Origin of the sequence: Streptosporangium sp. CA-115845 (genome assembly GCF_050943795.1) — a bacterium.
Classification (GTDB): domain Bacteria; phylum Actinomycetota; class Actinomycetes; order Streptosporangiales; family Streptosporangiaceae; genus Streptosporangium.
In genome coordinates this window covers 1276357-1296200 of sequence record NZ_CP191988.1, presented here as the reverse complement: position 1 = coordinate 1296200, position 19844 = coordinate 1276357, and the positions used below count along the sequence as shown (strand labels likewise).

Below are 19844 nucleotides of genomic sequence, written 5' to 3'. Positions count from 1 at the left end.
AGGTGGTGGTCGGGATCGTCCGGCGCGGGGATCAGATCAGCGCGCGCAGCGCGCCCTGCGGCTCGACACCCATCTGGGTCAGTGCCGTCGCGTGGTAGGCGTTGCCGGGAATGTGGATGGCGTGCTGCAACCCGACGTGCGCGTCGCGCCAGAACCGCTGCATCGGGTTGTTTCGGCGCACCGCGTTGCCGCCGGACCGCGCGAAGATCTCATCGACCGCCGACACCGCCCGCCACGCGCAGCGAACCTGGTTGCGCCGGACCACGGCCCGATCCGCGAGAGTGATCGGCTTCCCTGAGTCGGCTAGGTCGTAGAGCCGGCTGATGCCGTCGAGCAGTTGCAGTCGCGCGGCCTGGATGTCGGACGCGGCCTCGGAGATCGCGTACAGCGTGTACGGGTCGTCCTTCACCTTCGTGCCGCCGGCCATCACCCGGTCCCGCTGGTAGTCCAGGTGCGTGGCGAGCGCGCCCTCGCAGATACCGATCACCGCCGAGGTGATGCCCAGGGGGAACATCGACCAGAACGGCAGCCGGTACACCGTCTCGGTCCGGCCGACCCGTTCGGCCGCGACCTCGCCCGCGGCGACCTCCGCGGCATCGATCGTCCGGTAGGCGGGGATGAAGGCGCCGTCGACGATGATGTCCTTGCTGCCGGTCCCGTGCAGCCCGATGACGTCCCAGGAGTCCTCGACGATCGTGTAGTCGGAGCGGGGCAGCACCACGTGCAGCCCCTTCATCGGCTGCGCCGGCCTGCCCTCGGCGTCCCCGAGCAGCGCGCCGAGGAAGATCCAGTCGCAGTGGTCGGTGCCCGAGGAGAACTGCCAGTGGCCCTTGAGGATGTACCCGCCGTCGGTCGGCGTCGCCACCCCGTTGGGCATGTACGGCGAGGCGATCCACGTGTTCGGGTCGGAGCCCCACACCTCCTCCTGCAGCCGGCGGTCGCACAACGCCATCTCCCACGGGTGCACTCCACCGACCCCGCACACCCAGCCCGTTGAGCCGCACACCTTCGCCACCGCCATCACCGCCTCGGCGAAGTCCCGGGGATGCGCCGCGTATCCCCCGAAGTCGGTCGGCTGCAGCAGCCGCATCACCCCGGCCTCGCGGATCAGCTTCACGCTCTCGTCGGACAGCTTGCCCAGGCGCTCGGTCTCGTCCGCGACCGCGGCCAGCCGACCGGCGAGCTCCTCTACTCGGGAAACAACTTCATGCGCCATCAAGGCACCTCCGGACTGAATCTGAGAGGGGTCGCAATCCGCCGTTTCTGTGGCGGCTCGCTGACGCTAAGCCGCTTTCGACCACCGGGGCACGACACATCCCGCTGGCCGGGACTGCGCGAGGGGGGACGGCGGGCGGGCCCGTCGTCCGCGGCGGGAATGTGTCGGCGCGCACCGCACGGCGTCGGGAAAAACGGAGATCAGCGGCCGTGGGCGAGTGGTGGGCCGAGCAGCGCCGGCAGCCGGGTTCCGCTCACCGGGACGTGGCGGCGGACGGGTTCCGGGCATGGTGGTCCCGGGCGCGGTGACGGACGGCGGGAACCGGCCCGGTCACCGCTTTCCGGAGTACGGCGCGAGGAGCAGTCGCGCGCCCAGCCGGATGTCGGCCTCCGCCCCCGACGGAGTCGTCTGGCCCCCGAGGGTCGAGACCAGCGCGCCCCACCAGCAGTCCATGAGCAGCCGCACCAGGCTCAGATCCTGTTCGTTCGGCTCCTCCACCCCGATGATCCGCAGAAGAATGCGGCCGAGCCCGGACTCCGTCGGTTTGACCTCGTCCATCGGCACCGCCACATAGATGGCGTTGGTGGCCTGGAACATCGCGGCGGCCAGTATCGGCCGCAGCAGCAGATGGCGGCTCAGCCCCACCAGGAGGTCGGTGACCCGGCCGACGAGGTCCTCGCCCTCACCGGGTCGCCAGCTTTCGTGGAAGGCGCCGATCTCCGCCTGGAGGACCGCGGCGAACAGCGCGTTCTTGGAGGGGAAGTACCGATACAGGGTCGCGATCGCCACGTCGGCGTCCTTGGCGACCTCCTGCATCTGCACCACGTCGATTCTCTTGCCGGCGCCGAGCGCGGCAGCGGCGTCCAGGATGCGTTTCTGCCGGGCGATCTGGCTCTTCGAGGCCGGTGACGCCGGAGCCCGCGCCTCGGCGATTCTCGCCACGAATCCCCCTTGTCTGCTCTGTCTACTCCCGTGTGAACCGTGGGCGAATGCCGATTTCAGGATATCGACCGCCCAACGAACGTGGGCTCCACCGCGTCATCGGAGTGGAGCCCACGTCTTCAGCGCCCCTTCGTGCCGAGTGGTCGGCGGGGGCACCTTGTCAGCCGTCTCAGAGGTCGGGAACCGGGATGGCCCCGAGGCGGACGGAGTTCTCGATGCTGTCGCGCAGTCGCGTGCAGGTCGGGGCGACACCCTGGTCGACACGCCGGCCCAACTCGACGCACTGATCGGTCTCTGTGGTCCACTGAACGAGCGTGTGCGCCAGGCTGTGCTTCTTGACCAGGACGCACGAACCGCAGCTGCTGCAGGACACGGGGCGCACGGAACATCTCCTCGGTTGCGATCACTGACGTTCTTGACGGTGGTGGCGCGTCGTCGCGAGGCGCCACCACCGGTCCTAACCGGCCGATCGGCCGGGACGGGCCAGTGGCGCCGCGCCGAACGCCGACCGGAAGACCCGCGACGGGGAACAGGAGTTCCGGTCGGGAAAAGCCCGGTCAGGGTTCGGAGACGCCCCACCATGCCCGTTTTCCGCACGTGCCGCATCGTCGCGGGTCAGAAGCCATATCTGAGCCAGTGCCGCGGGTGATCACCCCGGGTCGGTCGGGGTCACGTGCGGAATACGGGGCTAGGCCGGAGCCGAGGTGACGATCTGGCCGCTGGCGATGTTGTCGTCGACCTCCTTCTGCCAGAACTGGTTGGCCCGCTCGGTGTCGATCTCGAACTCGAACCGCTGGGTCATCTCCGGGGTGACGTCCTCGACATCGACGTAGAACTGGTCGTACCAGCGGCGCAGCTGGTAGACCGGGCCGTCCTCCTCGCACAGCAGCGGATTGTCGATCTTGGCCTTGTTCTGCCAGATCTTCACATCCTGCAGGAAGCCCGTCTCCACGCCCGCCGCGAAGCCCGCCGCCATCGCCTGCGCCTCGTCGTCGGAGACACCCTGGGGCTTCTTGACCATCGCGCCCCACTGGAGCACGAAACTGGTCGGCGACACCGGGTAGTGGCAGTTGATCAGGACGGACTCGATCGTCTGCCCCGCCACGGTGTGCCACAGGTAGTCGATCATGTACGACGGGCCGTAGTACGCCGCCTCCGAACGCCCGTCGGTCCTGTCACCGGAGTAGTTCGTACCGACCTGGATGTCCGGACGGGGCCGGCTGTTCATGTACTGCGCGGCGACGTGCCCTTCGAAGACGTTCTTGAAATACGTCGGGAACGCGAAGTGGATGTAGAAGAAGTGGGCCATGTCGACCACGTTGTCGACGATCTCCCGGCAGTTGGAGCCCTCGATCTTGATCCGGTTCCACGTCCAGGAGCTCCACTCCGACGTGTCCACACCGGCGATCTCCGGAATCGTCACCTCCGGCGGGGGCGGGTTGCCCTGCGGGTCGTGCCAGACGTACAACTGCGCGTTGCGCTCCAGGGCCAGCCACGTCCTGGTGCGCGCCCGCGGCGGCACCCGGCGCGCGTACGGGATGTCGGTGCACCGGCCGTTGCCCGCCCAGCGCCAGTCGTGGAACGGACAGGCGATCGCGTCGCCCTTGACCTCCCCCTGGCTGAGGTCGCCGCCCATGTGCGGGCAGTAGGCGTTGAGGACGTTCAGCTTGCCGGTGCTGTCGGCGAACACCACCAGCTTGGTGCCGAACGCCTCGATCCTGTGCGGTTTGCCGTCCCTGAACTCGTTCGCCAGACCCAGGCAGTGCCAGCCCCGGGCATAACGCGCCGGAGGCGGGGCCGCCTCGATCACCCGAATCTCGTCGTCACCGGCGGTGTGTAGCGACGTCATGAAGTCTCCCTTGCCGTCCAATGCGCCCGGGCCGAATCTTCCTGCCCGCAGGATGCTCATCATGCGAAGTCGGCGGTGTGCGGCACCGCTCCTTTCCCACTGACCGGGACCTCGTCTCGCAAGTCACGGCGGCGCGTTCCGCGAAACACCGCTCTCCCGTCTCCGGTCTCCGGTCGGGATCGAGCGCTGAGAAAGCCCGTCCCGCTCGCCGGGAGGACGAGTTGTGAGGCATCTCGGGCGCCGACACCGTGGGATCGACCGGCTCGGGCGAACAAGATCGCCTGATTCGGGGGAACGAAGGAGACCGAAGGCCGATATGACCACTCACCCAAGTTTGACCGGGCCCGTCAGCGGGGATTCGACACACGCTTCGGATCCGGCCCCCACCCTGGTGAAGCACCCGTTGCGGGCGGTCGTCGTCGTCGCCTTCGCGGCCCTGGTGACCACGCTCAACCAGACACTTGTCATCCCGATGCTGCCCGAACTGCCCGACCGCCTGGGGGTCACACCCTCCGTCGCCACCTGGCTGGTCACCGCGACGGTCATCGCCGGCGCGGTGTCGCATCCGGTGCTGGGCAGGCTGGGCGACCAGTTCGGGATGCGCAGGATGATGATCGTGGCACTCGGCGCGATGATCCTCGGGTCCCTGATGTGCGTGATGACCGACAACATCGGCGTCCTCATCACCGGGCGGGCGCTCCAGGGGATTTCCAGCGCGACGATCCCGCTCGGGATGAGCCTGATGGGGATGGTCCTGGAGCCGAACCGCCGCGCCTCCGCCATCGCCTCCATCAGCGCGATGATGGGGATCGGCGGCGCGCTCGGACTGCCGACCGCCGGGCTCGTCTCCCGGCTGTGGGGTTTCCACGGACTGTTCGTCGTCTCGGCGGTCGCGGGTGCGGTCGCGGTGGCCGCGCTGCTGCTCGCGGTCCCCGCGCCGCCCAAGCGCGAGCGCGCGCAGCGGATCGACCTGCCCGGCGCGGTGCTGCTCACCTGCTTCATCGTCGCCCTGCTGGTCGGGCTCGACCGCGGCGGAGAGTGGGGCTGGACGAACACGCTGACCGTCGTGTCCTTCCTCGTGGCGCTGGTGTCCGGATGCCTGCTGACCCTGGTGGAGCTTCGCCGCCATGCTCCGCTCATCGACCTCAGAGAGGCGATGAGCCGTTCCTCCGTCACGATCAACGGAGGGTCGATCCTGATTGGTTTCGCGCTGTTCGCGAACTTCCTCGGGATCGTCGGACGCCTCCAGGCGCCGGTGTCGACCGGTTACGGGCACGGGCTGTCGGTGCTGATGACCGGTCTGTGCCTGCTGCCCGGCGGGCTGTTGTCGGCGGTGGTGTCACCGTTGTCGGCCAGGCTGAGCGCGATCGTCACCCCGCGGGTGACGATCGCGCTGGGCTGCGCGGTCTCCGCGGCCGGGTTCGCGGCCCAGATCTCGCTGGGACACAGATCGCTGTGGGTGCTCGTCTGCCTCATCGCCGTTGTCTCGGCCGGCAACTCCATGGTCCTGGCGAACCTGCCCGCCCTCATCCTTCAGGTCACGCCCGAGGAGAACATCGGCGTCGCGAACGGGCTCAACTCGCTGGCCCGCGCCATCGGCATGTCGGTGAGCAGCGCGGTGTTCGGCATCGTCATGACGATGCCGGTCGGCGTCGCGTTCGTACCGCGCGGCTCCTATGACGCGTTCACCGCCGCCGGCGGGGCCGCGACGCTGGTCGCCCTCGTCATGTTCCTCCTGCAGCGCTCCCGGCGCGCCACCGCGGTCTGATGAGAACGGAGCGGCCGCTCCACCGATCCGAGGATCGGTGGAGCGGCCGCGGTTGGTCCTGAGGTCAGCGTCCGCCGTCCGGGGCCGCCCCCACGGTGGCGGGGGGCGGCTCGGGCAGCGAATCCGGGACCTGGCTGATCATCGAATCCTGCTTGGGGATCCGCAGGACCGTTGAGGCGAGGATCAGCCCGACGATCATCAGGCCCACCAGGAACACTCCGCCCGCGTTGATCGCGCTCTCGGGGTACCGGACGGCACCGTCCGGGGTGCGCATCGCGAGCTCCCCCATGATGACGAAGAGGATGACCGGCGTGGTGCTGGCGAAGCCGCTGTAGCTCACCTGCACCATCCCGGCGATGGAGCCCTGCTTGTCGGCCGGTGAGCCGGCGATGACCAGGCCGGGGACCGAGCCATAGGCCAGGCCCGTCCCCGCGCCCACCAGCAGGGCGGCGATGAGGACCTGCAGGTAGCTGCCGTGGTTGAAGCCGAGTTGGAAACCACCCAGCAGCATGAGCAGCAGACCGATCCTCATCATGGTCGCGCCGCCCACCCGGTTGAGCATCCGGCCGACGACGACGCCCATCACCACCATCGCCATCGATTGGGGTGCGGTGACCATCGCGTACTCCGACGCGGTCATCCCCAGGCCGTAACCGAGGCCGGCGGCGCCCGGCGTCATGCCGATCATCGGAAGGATCGAACCGGTGACGGCGGTCGCCCCGTACGCGGTGGCGGCCGTCACCGCGGCGAGAAGGATCGGCCGGCGGGTGAAGATCCGCAGGTCGACGATCGGCTGGGTGAAGTTCAACGACCGCTTGACGAACCCGAACAGAAGCAGCATGCCGACCGCGAGCGCGCCCAGCGTGGCGACCGAGCCCCAGCCCCACCTGCTCCCTGAGCTGATCCCCAGAAGCAGGATGCCCAGACCGAAGCCCAACATGGCGGCGCCCAGGAAGTCGACCCGCGAGGGGACGCGGAGCCGCGTCTCCGGAGTGGTGATCAGCAGCAGCGGTGTGAGGATGAGCATCCACAGCGCGTCGAAGGCGAACAGTCCGCGGAAACCCCAGTTGTCGAGCAGCCATCCGATGAGGAACGGCACCCCGACGGAGAAGACCCCGGTGCCGGTCATCGCGACCGCACTGGCCAGTGGCAGGATCCGCCGCGGGTACACGTCGCGCATCAGCGAGTAGCTCAGGAACATCGTGGGCAGCACGGCGCCCTGCAGCATCCGGCCCGCGACGAGCACGTCGAAGGTCGGCGCCAGGGTCGTGACGACCGAGCCGACCGTGCTCGTCATCAGACAGATGATCATCATCCGCCGCTTACCGTGGATGTCGGCCAGCTTCCCCACCAGCGGGCAGAGGATGGCCCCGGCGAGGATGAAGCCGGTGAGGAGCCAGCCTCCCTGGTCCGTCTTGAAGTGGGTGGTGATCGCCGGCAGCGCGGTCGTCACCAGGCTGTACCCCAGTGCGGTCCCTTCCAGGATCATGACCATCGTCACCATGGAGAGGACAAGCCGTGGGGTCCACCCGCCCGTCTCCGCCGTCGTATCCGTCGTACTCATCGTCAGGCCCTCCAGAAAAACGCGGTATTTCAATGAATCTCGGCATAGCCGCTGACCCGGCGCCTTCGTCGCGCGGGGTCCCGGCGGGGGGTGCTGTTCCTCCTCGGCGCCACGCGTGACACCGCGGTGTCACGCACGTCTCTCGATCGATGACGGACCACAGGTCCCCACGATGGGGATGCGGTCATCCCGGCCCGGCGGGGAACCGCCGGGGCTCAGTGACCATGCCTTTCATCGAGCACTCGCGATGAGCGGCGTCGTGCATTGGCGCAGACGCTAAGCCCCCGGTGACACGCATCACGTCGGGATCCCAATGAGCGGGACCCGGTAGTGAGAAGACCGTCACAAACATCTCGTCCGTACGGCGAGTCCGCGCCCGGCGAACCGGTCGGAACCGGCGACCGGCAGGTCGTGCGCGCCGCTGATCGGCCCCTCTCCCCGGTCTTGCCCCGCGTGTCCTGCTGAGCGAGACCGGTCCGAGACCGCGGGGAGGTCGTTGATTACGGTCCGGTTAGCCCGAAGGCCAAGCCCAAAGGCCAAGCCCACCGGTTCCGGCGGGCCGATGTGGACGTACTGGAGGAGATCAGTGCCGATTCAGTGGGATGAGACGACCGACGTCGTCGTCGTGGGATCGGGGGCCGCCGCGCTGACGGCGGCCTACACCTCGGCGGCGGGCGGACTGCGCACCCTGGTGCTGGAGAAGACCGAGTACTTCGGCGGCACCAGCGCGTACTCGGGGTCGGGGCTGTGGCTGCCAGGCAACCACGTCCTGCACCGGGCGGGCGTCGAGGACAGCGTGGAGCGGGGGCTGGAGTACTTCCGGGCCGTCGTCGGCGACCGCACACCGGCCGCGCTGCAGGAGGCGTACGTCTCGACGGCACCCGAGCTGGTGGAGTTCCTGGACCGCGACCCGGTGCTGGAGTTCGACTATCTGCCGTTCCCGGACTACTTCGCGGCTCCGGGGCGTGCCCCCGGCGGCCGGGGGATCTGCCCCAAGCCGCTGCCGGCGCACCTGCTGGGCACCAGGCTCGGTCAGCTGCGCCCGCCGATCTCGATCGACCAGTTCGGCGTGCCGCAGGAGCGGGAGACGCTGACCGGGGGTCAGGCCCTCATCGGCAGGCTGTTGCTCGCCCTGGACGGCACCGGGAACGCCGCCCTGCGGACCGAAACGCGGATGCGGTCGCTGGTGGTCGAGGACGGCCGGGTCGTCGGCCTGGAGGCCGAGCACGAGGGCCGCGCACTGATGATCCGCGCCGAACGCGGCGTGATCGTGGCCGCCGGCGGGTTCGAGCGCGACGCGGAGTCGCGGCGCGAACTGCAGGGCCTGCCCGGCGCGGACTGGTCGTCGGCCGCGCCCGGGTCGAACACCGGGGACGCGCTCGCCGCGCTCCAGGCGGTGGGCGCCGCGACGGACCTGACCAACGAGGCGTGGTGGTGCCCGGCCGTGCTGTTCCCCAACGGCCACGCCGCCTTCACCCTCGGCCTGCGCGGGGGCGTCTTCGTGAACGCCGCGGGCGAGCGGTTCGCCAACGAGTCGCTGCCGTACGACCGGATGGGCCACGAGATCCGTGCGGGCCACGCCACCGGTGTGTCACACCTGCCGGTGTGGTGGATCTTCGACGGGCGCTTCGCCAACGCGCCCGGGATGTCGCAGCCCGCGCCCGATCCCGAGGCGTTCCATGCGGCCGGTCTGTGGTGCAGCGCCGACACGCTCACCGCTCTCGCCGAGCGGATCGGCGTGCCCGCCGACGTGCTCGGCAAGACCGTCACCCGGTTCAACGGGTTCGCCGCCTCCGGCGTGGACACCGACTTCCATCGGGGCGAGGACCCCTACGACCGGTTCTTCGCGACCGGGGACGGCCCGAACCCCGCCCTCGTCCCGATCGAGCGGGCCCCGTTCCACGCGGTGCAGGTGGTGCTCGGCGACCTCGGCACCAAGGGCGGCGCGCGGATCGGGGAGGACGGGCAGGTGCTCGGCGAGGACGGAAACACGATCCCCGGCCTGTACGCCATCGGCAACTCGGCCGCCTCGGTCGCCGGGCATGTCTACCCGGGCCCCGGGGTCCCGCTCGGCTCAGGAATGGTCTTTGGTTACCGTGCCTCCTCCCGGATCCTCAAGGAGGGCCGATGAGCACCGAGAAGATCAACGACGCCGTCGTCCGTTACCTGGACGCCGTGGCGAACGGGACCGCGGACGACATCGCGTCCTGCTACGCGGAGGACGGGACGCTGGAGGACCCGGTGGGCAGCGAGCCGCGCCGTGGCCGCGCCGCGATCCGCGAGTTCTACTCGGCACTCGAAGGCGCGCGACGGGACACCGAGCCGCTGACCGTCCGCGTCGCCGGCAACAGCGCCGCCTTCCACTTCCGGGTACGGATCGAGCGCGGTGACCGGACGTTCGAGATCGAGCCGATCGACGTGATGACCTTTGACGAGGACCGGCGGATCACCAGCATGAGGGCGTACTGGAGCGGCGACGACATGCGGGAGGTCCGGTGAACCCTCGGTGCGCGACCGGCCGGGCCGTCGCCCTCCGCCACCGGGCCGACCGCCCGGCCACCTAGTGCGACGTTCCTCATCGGATGCACAGATCCACATCGGCCAAGGACGCGGAAAAGGCCGCCTTGACAAGCTCGGCTTCTCGGCCACGCGTTCGCGCCCTCCGTTGAGGAACGGAGCACCAGGTTGAACCCGTCCATGCCACGGGCCCGGCGCGTCGCGCGCCGGGCCCGTGACCGTTCCACCCGCCCCTCCCGGTCCCGCCTGAGTGCCCGGCGGGACCGGCCGGCATCAGACCAGACTGTCCTCGATGGTCAGGCCGAACTCACCCTTGCCGTACATTCCCAGGGCGCGCTCGGCGTCGTTGGCGACGTGCACGCTGCCCGCGTGCGCGTCCCGCCAGGCCCGCTCGATGGGGTTGCCCCGGCCGAGCGAGTTCCCTCCGGCGGTCTTGAAGAGGCTGTCGATCGCCTCCACCGCCCGCTCGGTGGCACGGACCTGGTCCCTGCGGACGCGCAGCCGCAGCTCCATCGGAATGCGCTCGCCCCGGACGGCGTACTCGTACACCTCGCGCACGTTGTGGTCCGTCTGCAGCACCGCCGCGTCGATCTCCGAAGCGGCCCTGGCCACCGCGACCTGGGCGAACTGCTCCTCGGCGAACCGTCCGCCGCCCAGACTCAGCCGTACCCGGTCACGCATGGCGGTGACGTAGGCCCGGTAGCAACCGGCCGCCATGCCGACGACGGGAGCGGTGATCGCGTTGGTGAAGACGGTCGCGAACGGCATCCGGTAGAGCGGGCCGGTGTTCACCTTCTGGCCGGGGCCGCGCAGTTGTGCCTGCTCGTAGTTGCGCATGGCGCGGTGCTGGGGCACGAACACCCGCTTCACGATGATGTCGTTGCTGGCCGTTCCGCGCAGTCCGATGACGTCCCAGACATCCTCGATCACGTAGTCGGTGCGGGGGACGAGGAGGGTCATGAAGTCCACCGGCCTGCCCTGCTTCTCCACCACCAGGCCCCCGACCAGTGCCCACGACGCGTGGCCGCAGCCGGAGGAGAAGCGCCACCGGCCGGAGAGCTCGTATCCACCCTCGACCGGGGTGAGCCGCCCCACGGGAGCGTACGACGAGGACACGAGCACGTCCGGGTCCTCCCCCCAGACCTCGTCCTGCGCGGCCTCGTCGAACAGGGCGAGCTGCCACGGGTGGACGCCGAGCACGGAAACCACCCAGCCGGTGGATCCGCAGACCGCGGAGATCTCCCGGACGACCTCGAAGAACCTCACGGGATCGCTCTCGGTGCCGCCGTACCTGCTGGGCTGCAGCATCCGGAAGACCCCCGTCCGGATGAGCTCCCGTATCGTCTCCTCGGGCACCCGCCGGTTCACGTCGGCCGCGCCGGCCCGCTCCCCGATCTTCGGCAGCAGTGCGCGGACCGCGTCCAGGACCTCGTCGCCCGCGGGAGAGTCGCGTTCACGCCGGTGCGCCGTACCGATGCTCATCTCCCCGCCGCGAGGGCGACCGCGATCTCGATGAGCTGGTCCTCCTGACCGCCGACGAGCTTGCGGCGCCCGGCCTCGATCAGGATCTCGGCGCCCGACACGCCGTACTTCCTCGCCTGGCGGTCGGCGTGCTTCAGAAAGCTGGAGTAGACCCCGGCGTACCCCATGGTGAGCGACAGCCGGTCGAGCAGGCACTCGCCGTCCATGACCGGGCGGACGACGTCCTCGGCGGCATCGATGATCTTCAGGGTGTCGATGCCGGTGCGGATGCCGAGTTTCTCGGTGACCGCGGCGAACCCCTCGACGGGCGTGTTGCCGGCACCGGCGCCGAACCTCCGCGTCGAGCCGTCGATCTGCAGGGCGCCCGCCCGCACGGCGATGACCGAGTTGGCCACGCCGAGGCCGAGGTTCTCATGGCCGTGGAAGCCGACCTGGGCGTCGGATCCGAGCTCGGCCACCAGCGCGGCGATCCGGTCACCGGTCTCCTCCATGATCAGCGCGCCGGCCGAGTCGACCACGTACACGCACTGGCATCCCGCGTCGGCCATGATCCGCCCCTGCCGGGCGAGGACCTCGGGCGGCTGGCTGTGCGCCATCATCAGGAACCCGACCGTCTCCAGGCCGAGCTTCCTGGCGAGACCGAAGTGCTGGATGGAGATGTCCGCCTCGGTGCAGTGGGTGGCGATCCGGCAGATGCTCGCGCCGTTGTCGGCGGCCTCGCGGATGTCGTCCTGGAGCCCGAGGCCGGGCAGCATCAGGAACGCGATCTTCGCCCGCTTCGCCGTCGCCACCGCGGCCTTGATCAGCTCCTGTTCCGGGGTGTGGCTGAAGCCGTAGTTGAACGACGAGCCGCCGAGCCCGTCGCCGTGGGTGACCTCGATCACCGGCACGCCAGCGTCGTCCAGCGCGGCGACGATGGACCGGACGTGCTGAGGCGTGAACCGGTGCTGCTTGGCGTGCGAGCCGTCGCGCAGCGACGAGTCGGTGATCCGGATGTCGAGGTCGGAGCTGTAGGACATGGATCGATCTCCCTGTGACTAGGAGCGCTCGGCGAGAATGCGCTGCGCGAAGCCTTCGCCGACCTTGGCGGCGGCGGCGGTCATGATGTCGAGGTTCCCGGAGTACGGCGGCAGGAAGTCGCCCGCGCCCTCGACCTCGATGAACACGGCGACCCGGGCGAGCCCGCCGCTCATCGGCGTGGGGTCGTCGAACTGCGGTTCGGCGCGCAGCCGGTAGCCGGGCACATACGATGCCACGGCGCCGACCACATCCTTGATCGAGGCCGTGATCGCGTCCTGGTCGGCGTCGAGCGGGATCGAGCAGAACACCGTGTCCTGCATGAGCATCGGCGGCTCGGCCGGGTTGAGGATGATGATGGCCTTGCCCTTGCGCGCACCACCGATCATCTCGATGCCCCGCGCGGTGGTGCGGGTGAACTCGTCGATGTTGGCCCGGGTCCCGGGGCCCGCCGACGGAGAGGCCACACTGGCGACGATCTCCGCGTAGGCCACCTCGGTCACCCGGGAGACGGCGTGCACGATCGGGATCGTCGCCTGCCCGCCACAGGTGATCAGGCTGACGTTGGGCACGTCGAGGTGGGCCCCGAGGTTGACGGCGGGTACCACCGCCGGCCCGATCGCGGCCGGGGTCAGGTCCACCGCCGGGATGCCGAGCGCCTGATACCTGGGCGCGTTCTCCCGGTGGACGTACGCCGAGGTCGCCTCGAAGACGACGTCGGGCCGTTCGGCCTGGGCGAGCAGCCACTCGACGCCCTCGTCCGAGGCGATCAGGCCCGCGGACTCCGCCCGCTTCAGCCCGGGGCTGTCAGAGTCGATGCCGATCATCCAGCGCGGCTGGATGACGTCGGAACGGAGCAGCTTGTACATCAGGTCGGTGCCGATGTTGCCCGAGCCGACGATCGCGGCGGTCGCCTTGGTCACTGTGTCACCCTCATTCGAATCGAGCGGTCACGGAGCCGAGCCCGGAGAACTCGGCGCGGAAGGTTTCGCCGGGGCGCGCGTCGATCGCCCTGGTGCAGGACCCGGGGAGGATGACGTGCCCGGCCTCGAGCTTCACTCCGAAGGAGGCCACCTTCCTGGCCAGCCAGGCCACGGCGGTGGTCGGGTTCCCCAGCACCGCGTTGGTGTTTCCCCTGGTGATCTCGGTGTCACCGGCGTAGAGCACGGCCTCGATGTCGGCGACGTCCATGCCCGCGGCCTTCAGGTCGGCCGGGCTCATCCGGGCGTCGCCCAGGATCACGCCGGCCGAGGACGCGTTGTCCGCGATGGTGTCGGCCAGGCGGATCCGCCAGTCCCTGATGCGGCTGTCGATCAGTTCGATGCTCGGCACGACGTACTCGGTGGCGGCGAGCACGTCCTCCTCGGTGCACCCCTCGCCCGGAAGGCTCGCCCCGAGCACGTACCCGATCTCCACCTCGATCCGGGGGTAACAGTACCGGTCGGCCCGGATCGGCGCGTTCTGCGACAGCACCATCGTGTCGAGCAGATGACCGTAGTCGGGCTCGTCCACGCCCATCATCCGCTGCATCACCGGGGAGGAGAGTCCCACCTTGTGGCCGTACACCCGGGCCCCGTCGGCGAGACGGCGGCGGATGTTGATGAGCTGGACCTCGTAGGCGTCCACCACGCCGATGCCCGGGTATGCGTCGGTCAGCGGTTCGATCGGCACCCGATCCCGCTCTGCCTCCCACAGCCGTTCGGCCGCGGACTCCCGTCGCGTTACCTCCAGCATTCAGTCCTCCCGAATTCGTGTCCCGCATCGCGCTCGGGCGGTGCGGGCGGTTGATGGATGGGGATGGTCAGGGGTTCCCCGGACGGCTCTTCCCTTCGGCGAAAGTGGTCCGCCTCACCCGTCGTAGGTGACCCTGAGGTGCTCGCTGAGCGGGGTCGCCTGGCAGGAAAGGATCAGCCCGTCGGCGAGGTCCTGCTCGTCGAGGACCGTGTTGCGCTCCAGCGCGACCTCGCCCTCCAGCAGCACGCAGGCACAGGCGCTGCAGGCCCCCTCACGGCACGAGTACGGCGCCTCCATGCCGGCCGCCAGCAGCACGTCAAGGAGCTTGTTGCCCTTCGGCCAGGTCAGCGTCCTCTTCTCACCGTCCAGCTCAATCTCGACCGTGCCGCCGGGGCCCGACGGGTCGACCGCGACACCGGGCCCGGCGAAGGGGTCGGTGGCCAGCGACTCGAAACGCTCGACGTTGACCCGCCGCCTCGGGACACCCAGGTCGGCGAGGACCCGCACGGCGAGGTCCATGAACGGGCCGGGGCCGCAGACGAACGCCTCCCGGTCGGTGTAGGGCCGGGTCAGCGCGGCCAGGGCCGTCGCGCTGGGCAGGCCCTGCACCGACTCCAGCCAGTGGACGACGGTCAGCCGCTCGCCGTACTCGGCGGTCAGCGCGACCAGTTCGTCGCGGAAGATCACCGAGTTCTCGTCGCGGTTGGCGTACAGGAGGGAGACGGCGCCGGCGCCTCCGCGCAGACACGATTTGAGGATCGACATGACCGGGGTGATGCCGCTGCCGCCGGCGAGCAGCAGCAGGTCCTCGTCGAGCGAGGCGGGGACGAAGGTGCCCGCCGGTCGCAGCACCTCCAGCATGTCCCCCTCGGTGACGTGATCGCAGATCCAGTTCGACCCGTAGCCGCCCCGGGTGCGCTTCACCGTCACCTTGAGCTTCTCGTCGCACACCGGTGAGCTGCTCAGGGAGTAGCAGCGCGCCGCGCCCTCCGGGCGGGTGGTGGGCACCCGGATGGTGAGGAACTGGCCGGGCCGGTAGCCGAACCGGGTGTGGTCTCCGTCGGCGGGCTCCAGTACCAGCGAGTGCGCGTCGGAGGTCTCCCGGATGACCTCGACGACCCGCACCTTCAGCGGTCCCGGCCGGGTCATGCCCGCCACTCCTCGCCGAGCCTTCGGAGGTCGGACGGGACCGGCTCGATCGACCGGCACAGCGGCCTGCCGCCTTCGAACTCGTGGTCCCACCCGCTCACCGCTCGTCCTTCCTGGTCAGGAAGGACAGCACGACGCTCTCCCAGGCGGCTTTCTGCTCGATCATCACCCAGTGACCGCAGTCGGGGAAGATGTGCACCTCGACATCGGGGATGGACCGCATCGGCAGGATCGCCATGTCAACCGGGCTGACCCGGTCGTCGCGGCCCCAGGTGATCAGCGTCTTGGCCTTGATCTTGTGCAGCATCGCCCAGTACGGCGGGGCATCCGAGGCCGCCGCGGCCGCGGCGCCGGCGGCGAACGCCGCCTTGCCGTACATCCGGCGGGCGCCGGCCAGGGTGGCCGGTTCGGTGGCCAGCGCCCAGCGCTCCTCGATCAGCTCCTCGGTGACCAGGGACCGGTCGTAGACCATGGAGTCCAGCCACTGGACGAGTCGCTCCCGAGTGGGCTCCTCGGTGAAATCCATGAGCAGCCTGATGCCCTCACCGGGGCCCGGGCTGAACAGGTTCCTGCCGATGCCGCCGATGGTGACCAACCGGCGCACCCGGTCGGGATGGGCCATCGCCACCTGGGCGCCGACGGCTCCACCCATGGAGTTGCCGATCACGTCGGCCTGCTGGAGCCCGAGCCCGTCGAGGAAGCGGATCACCGCTGCCCGCGCCCCCACCATGGGATGTTCGCCGGTGGAGTCGCTCACCCCGAAACCGGGGAACTCCAGGATCAGGCAGCGGAAGTGCTCCGCCAGGACCGCGAGGTTGCCGCGGAAGTTCCGCCAGCCGGTGACTCCGGGCCCCGAGCCGTGCAGGAGCAGCAGCGGCGGGCCCTCGCCGGCTTCGTGGTAGCGCAGTACACCCTGGTCGGTCGCAAGTTCCCGCGCCGTCGACTCGTAGGTCAGCTCGGTAAGCATTCATCCGTCCCGTTCATCGCGGAGTATCGGCTTCGGGGAAGGTAGCCCGCGAGAGCCGGAGAGCGGATCGCTCCTCCCGATGAGTGAGACCCGGCCCGCCTCAGCCCGCGATCGGCCGGAACACCGGGCCGCGCACCGCGCCCCTTCCGCTCAGCGGGATCCGGTCCCGGCGAAACCCGCCGGAGATCCGTAACTTCGTTGCCCGAAGCCGCCGACGGGGCGGCGCTCGACGTTACCCGAGGTGAACCGCATGACAGCCGAGCCCTCACTCACTCCGGACTCCGCCGGTGTGGCTCCGCCCGATCCCGCGGAGATGCGGCAGGCGATGGGCATGTTCGCGAGCGGCGTGACGGTCATCACCGGCGTCGACGGCGGGGAGCCGGTGGGATTCGCGTGCCAGGCTTTCGCGTCGGTGTCCCTCGAACCGCCGCTGGTCCTTTTCTGCGCCGACCACAACAGCCGCACCTGGCCGAGGATCAGGAAGTCCGGGAGGTTCGGCGTGAACGTGCTCGGCGAAGAGCAGTCCGACCTCTGCGGCCGGTTCGGCTCCAGCAGGGGCAGGAAGTACGACGGGCTCGACTGGGAGCTGTCCCGGTGGGGTACTCCGGCGCTGCGCGATGTGCTCCTGCGCGTCCACGCCGAGGTCGTCGACGTGCACATCGCCGGGGATCACGACGTGGTGATCGGCCGGGTACTGGAGGTGGAGCGGGACGCCGGGCGGCGTCCCATGGTGTTCTTCCGGGGACGGTTCGGCGTCGACCATGAGACGGACGCCGAACAGGCGCTGTTCGCTCCCGGTCTGTGGGGCTGGGCGGATCAGTGGGGCCGGGACCGGGCCTGGGAATGACGCCGGGCCGTGCGGATCACAGCCAGTCGTCGTTCTCGCCCATGGTGAGCAGTCGGTTCATGGTCTCCGGAGACCAGTTGCAGTCCGGCACCCGGGCGGCTTGACGGGATCGCCCCCGCTGGTTGTCCAGGTCCGGGAAGAGGGCGAGCGAGGCCTGCCGTGCCGCGTCGACCACCAGCGGGGCAATGTTCTCCAGCGGCGTACGGGTGTCGCCGACGAGAGAGATGCTCGCCACCGGGCCCTCGTGGCCTCGGATCGCCGCGGCGGCACACGAGATGCTGGGGACGTTCTCGCCCCGTTCGAAGGCCAGCCCCTGGCGCTGCCGGACACGGTTCAGCTCCTGGTGCAGGGTGCCGATGTCGCCGATGGTGCGGCTGGTGAGCCGGCTTACCCTGTCCCCGACCAGCTCATCGACCCGCTCGGGCTCCAGCCAGGCGAGGATCGCCTTGCCGAGCGCGGTGGAGTGCGCCGGGGCACGGCCGCCGACTCGGGAGGGCACGGACAGGGCGAACCGCCCGCCGACCTTGTCCAGGTAGAAGACCTCCGAGCCGTCCAGGACCGCCAGATGGACGACCATCCTGGTTCTCATCTGCAGGTCGTGCAGCAGCGGCGCGGCTGCCTCTCGGATCTCGCCGTGGCTGCCGTCGCCCCCGCCGATCCCGAGCGCCCGCTTGCCCAGGCTGTAGCCGAAGGACGAGTGCTCCAGCCAGTTCAGTCGTACGAGTTGGTCAAGGATGCGATGCGCCGTCGAGCGCGGCAGGTGAGTGCACCGAGCCACGTCCTCCAGCGTGAGGTGGGTGAAACGGCCGTCGAACGCGTCGATGATCAGCGTCATCCGCTCGACCATCGAGGGCGGGAGCTCTCGCCGCGCGGACGCGGCCTGGCCAAGCTCAGAGAGAGCGGTCATCACATCTCCCCAAAAACTGAAATGAATTCTTGTTTTGGAATGTAGCAACGGGATGGGCGACAGGGAAGAGGGAGAAAGATCCCATAGTGATACTTTTTGTTCGATTCATCCCATGGGCACGTGAGCCCGCACCCCTCCACGCCGGGAAGATTTCCGCGAGGAGCTCCGGGTTGCGAGAAGCCGCTCGCCACGCCGCGGAGCGTGGCGGCGAGCGGGACCAGATTCATGCCATATGTAACATGTGGCTAATAAGTGCGTCAACGGACACAACACCGTCATATCTCCGCAACAAACCCGTGTCAGCCAGCCCCTCGCCCGACCGCCTCCCAGCAGCCTGTTCAGCTGAGACGGACCCCGGAACGTCCCGTCGACGACGGCCTGGCCGGGACCGCTTCGACGCCGCCCACGCGCGGATGACGGCGGCCGGTGTCGAGTTCGTGACCGTACCGCGCACCGAACCCTACGGGCGGATCGCCGTCTTCCTGGACATCGCCGGCAACCGATGGGACCTGCTCGGTCCGGCCTGAACGCGGATCCCGGTGCGAGGGCTGCCCGTGAGCGCCTGGCAGTAAAGGTGCAAGTGGTCGTTTAGCGTGATGCAATGATCTACTGACACGATCGGGGCCGCTTTGAAGGAGGCTCCCCCGTGCGTCGTTCCATCCCCCTGGCTCTCGTTGTCGCGATCTTCGCGCTGTCGGGGACGGTCGTCTCCCCCGCCCAGGCCACGGCCGGGCCGTGCAAACCCGGCCAGGGCGCCAACCTGCGCGGCAGGGACTTCACCAGGGGCGCCCGGCTCCCCGCCGACCTGCGCTGCGCCGACCTGACCGGGGCCAAGCTGAACAACGTGGAGCTCATCCAGAAGGACCTCACCGGAGCGATCCTGCGCGGCGCCTCGCTCAGGCGGGCCAACCTCACCCAGGCCACGCTGAAGTACGCCGACCTGCGGGGCGCCAACCTCACCGAGGCCGACCTGGGCCAGCTGCACGCCGACTACGCCGACCTGCGCAAGGCGATCCTGGTCGACGCCGAGGCCGGGCAGGCGGAGTTCCCGCACGCGAACCTGACCGGGGCGAGGCTGACCAGGGCCGAGCTGACCCAGGTCAACTTCACCGGCGCCAAGCTGATCGACGCCGACCTCGACGAGAGCACCCCCGGCCAGCTCAAGGCCCGCAAGGCCGACTTCACCAGGGCCAAGCTCCGCGAGGCCAAGCTGAGCCAGTCGAACCTGCGCAACGCGACGTTCACGTACGCCGACGTGAGCGAGGCCGAGTTCACCCAGGCCGAGCTCAAGGGCGCCGACTTCACCGGCGCGCTGGTCCAGGGGGCGTCCTTCATCCAGGCCGACGACGTCGACCTCACCGGCGCCAAGGGCACCCCCACGGGCCTGACCGTCCCGCTGCCGACCTCGTTGCCCACCTCCCAGACCGAGGACGCGGAGAAGGCGGACATCCCGCAGGCGGAACCCGCGCGAAGCGTCGGTCCGTCCGTGGGGCTCGTCATGGTCGTGCTCAGCGCGGTGGGCCTGGCACTGACCGTGGTGGCCTGGGGCGTCAGCGCCCAGCAACGGACCCGGCGCGCCGCGCGGTTCGCCGTGGTGCGGCGCGGCGCCGAGGACGACATCACCCGGCTGGGCGAGGAGATCGACCAGCTCGACTACGAGTTCCAGATCAGCGGGCGTGGCGGCATGACCGCCGACCACGACTGGCGGCACGCGCTCGACGCCTACGAGGCCGCCAAGCAGGCCCTGTCGATCGCCCGCCGCTCCGAGGAACTGCACTTCGTGGCCCGCGCCGTCCAGGACGGCAGAGCCGCCCTCGCCCGCCTCCGCTCCCGCGTCCGCTGACGCCGTCCGGCAGGACGGCGACAACCGGGAGCGTGCGGGTTC

At 69.7% G+C, this 19844-nt stretch carries 18 protein-coding genes; 6 read left to right on the top strand and 12 right to left on the bottom strand.

Annotation, left to right across the window (positions count from 1 at the left end; translation table 11 throughout):
• Nucleotides 1-31 precede the first annotated feature (31 nt).
• The 4 genes from ACQP0P_RS08285 to ACQP0P_RS08270 form a co-directional block, all read right to left on the bottom strand.
• Complete coding sequence (locus tag ACQP0P_RS08285) at nucleotides 32-1216, bottom strand: acyl-CoA dehydrogenase family protein (RefSeq protein ID WP_433373091.1); 1185 nt, start codon at nucleotides 1214-1216, stop codon at nucleotides 32-34.
• 330 nt (nucleotides 1217-1546) lie between these two features.
• Nucleotides 1547-2158 carry a TetR family transcriptional regulator gene (locus tag ACQP0P_RS08280; protein ID WP_433373088.1) on the bottom strand — a complete coding sequence of 204 codons (612 nt, stop codon included), beginning with the start codon at nucleotides 2156-2158 and terminating at the stop codon, nucleotides 1547-1549.
• 169 nt (nucleotides 2159-2327) lie between these two features.
• On the bottom strand, nucleotides 2328-2540 hold the full coding sequence (locus ACQP0P_RS08275) for a hypothetical protein (protein WP_433373085.1): 213 nt from the start codon (nucleotides 2538-2540) through the stop codon (nucleotides 2328-2330).
• A gap of 306 nt (nucleotides 2541-2846) precedes the next feature.
• Nucleotides 2847-4007 (bottom strand): Rieske 2Fe-2S domain-containing protein, encoded by a 1161-nt coding sequence (locus tag ACQP0P_RS08270; RefSeq protein WP_433373082.1) that lies wholly within the window; start codon nucleotides 4005-4007, stop codon nucleotides 2847-2849.
• Between the two features lie 316 nt (nucleotides 4008-4323).
• On the opposite strand from ACQP0P_RS08270, the gene ACQP0P_RS08265 reads away from it, so the two are divergent.
• Nucleotides 4324-5775: an MFS transporter gene (locus ACQP0P_RS08265; RefSeq protein WP_433373080.1), complete on the top strand. Its 1452-nt coding sequence runs from the start codon at nucleotides 4324-4326 to the stop codon at nucleotides 5773-5775.
• A 64-nt stretch (nucleotides 5776-5839) separates the two neighbouring features.
• On the opposite strand, the gene ACQP0P_RS08260 is transcribed toward ACQP0P_RS08265, so the two are convergent.
• Nucleotides 5840-7339: an MFS transporter gene (locus ACQP0P_RS08260; protein WP_433373078.1), complete on the bottom strand. Its 1500-nt coding sequence runs from the start codon at nucleotides 7337-7339 to the stop codon at nucleotides 5840-5842.
• Between the two features lie 586 nt (nucleotides 7340-7925).
• On the opposite strand from ACQP0P_RS08260, the gene ACQP0P_RS08255 reads away from it, so the two are divergent.
• Both ACQP0P_RS08255 and ACQP0P_RS08250 read left to right on the top strand, forming a co-directional pair.
• Nucleotides 7926-9470, top strand: coding sequence for an FAD-binding protein (locus tag ACQP0P_RS08255; RefSeq protein WP_433373075.1), 1545 nt, complete (start codon nucleotides 7926-7928; stop codon nucleotides 9468-9470).
• Nucleotides 9467-9838, top strand: coding sequence for a nuclear transport factor 2 family protein (locus ACQP0P_RS08250; protein WP_433373072.1), 372 nt, complete (start codon nucleotides 9467-9469; stop codon nucleotides 9836-9838). The genes ACQP0P_RS08255 and ACQP0P_RS08250 overlap by 4 nt, the downstream gene beginning before the upstream one ends.
• Nucleotides 9839-10129: 291 nt before the next feature.
• On the opposite strand, the gene hsaA is transcribed toward ACQP0P_RS08250, so the two are convergent.
• From hsaA to ACQP0P_RS08220, 6 genes are all read right to left on the bottom strand, one after another.
• Nucleotides 10130-11338 carry a 3-hydroxy-9,10-secoandrosta-1,3,5(10)-triene-9,17-dione monooxygenase oxygenase subunit gene (gene hsaA, locus ACQP0P_RS08245; protein ID WP_433373069.1) on the bottom strand — a complete coding sequence of 403 codons (1209 nt, stop codon included), beginning with the start codon at nucleotides 11336-11338 and terminating at the stop codon, nucleotides 10130-10132.
• Nucleotides 11335-12357, bottom strand: a complete 1023-nt coding sequence (gene dmpG / locus ACQP0P_RS08240; RefSeq protein ID WP_433373066.1) for a 4-hydroxy-2-oxovalerate aldolase — start codon at nucleotides 12355-12357, stop codon at nucleotides 11335-11337. The genes hsaA and dmpG overlap by 4 nt, the downstream gene beginning before the upstream one ends.
• A gap of 18 nt (nucleotides 12358-12375) precedes the next feature.
• Entirely contained in the window at nucleotides 12376-13278 is a 903-nt protein-coding gene (locus tag ACQP0P_RS08235) for an acetaldehyde dehydrogenase (acetylating) (RefSeq protein ID WP_433373065.1), read from the bottom strand.
• 10 nt (nucleotides 13279-13288) lie between these two features.
• Nucleotides 13289-14089, bottom strand: coding sequence for a 2-keto-4-pentenoate hydratase (locus tag ACQP0P_RS08230; RefSeq protein WP_433373062.1), 801 nt, complete (start codon nucleotides 14087-14089; stop codon nucleotides 13289-13291).
• A gap of 114 nt (nucleotides 14090-14203) precedes the next feature.
• A complete protein-coding gene (locus ACQP0P_RS08225; protein ID WP_433373060.1) occupies nucleotides 14204-15238 on the bottom strand; it encodes a 2Fe-2S iron-sulfur cluster-binding protein in 1035 nt (344 codons plus the stop codon).
• Nucleotides 15239-15335: 97 nt separating this feature from the next.
• Nucleotides 15336-16205, bottom strand: coding sequence for an alpha/beta fold hydrolase (locus ACQP0P_RS08220; RefSeq protein ID WP_433373057.1), 870 nt, complete (start codon nucleotides 16203-16205; stop codon nucleotides 15336-15338).
• 250 nt (nucleotides 16206-16455) lie between these two features.
• On the opposite strand from ACQP0P_RS08220, the gene ACQP0P_RS08215 reads away from it, so the two are divergent.
• Nucleotides 16456-17052 (top strand): flavin reductase family protein, encoded by a 597-nt coding sequence (locus ACQP0P_RS08215; protein WP_433373055.1) that lies wholly within the window; start codon nucleotides 16456-16458, stop codon nucleotides 17050-17052.
• A 16-nt stretch (nucleotides 17053-17068) separates the two neighbouring features.
• Here ACQP0P_RS08215 and ACQP0P_RS08210 read toward each other — a convergent pair whose 3' ends face one another.
• Nucleotides 17069-17959, bottom strand: coding sequence for an IclR family transcriptional regulator (locus ACQP0P_RS08210; protein WP_433373052.1), 891 nt, complete (start codon nucleotides 17957-17959; stop codon nucleotides 17069-17071).
• 413 nt (nucleotides 17960-18372) lie between these two features.
• Here ACQP0P_RS08210 and ACQP0P_RS08205 point away from each other — a divergent pair, with 413 nt between their 5' ends.
• Both ACQP0P_RS08205 and ACQP0P_RS08200 read left to right on the top strand, forming a co-directional pair.
• Nucleotides 18373-18486: a hypothetical protein gene (locus ACQP0P_RS08205; RefSeq protein ID WP_433373050.1), complete on the top strand. Its 114-nt coding sequence runs from the start codon at nucleotides 18373-18375 to the stop codon at nucleotides 18484-18486.
• Between the two features lie 119 nt (nucleotides 18487-18605).
• On the top strand, nucleotides 18606-19802 hold the full coding sequence (locus ACQP0P_RS08200) for a pentapeptide repeat-containing protein (protein WP_433373047.1): 1197 nt from the start codon (nucleotides 18606-18608) through the stop codon (nucleotides 19800-19802).
• Nucleotides 19803-19844 lie beyond the last annotated feature (42 nt).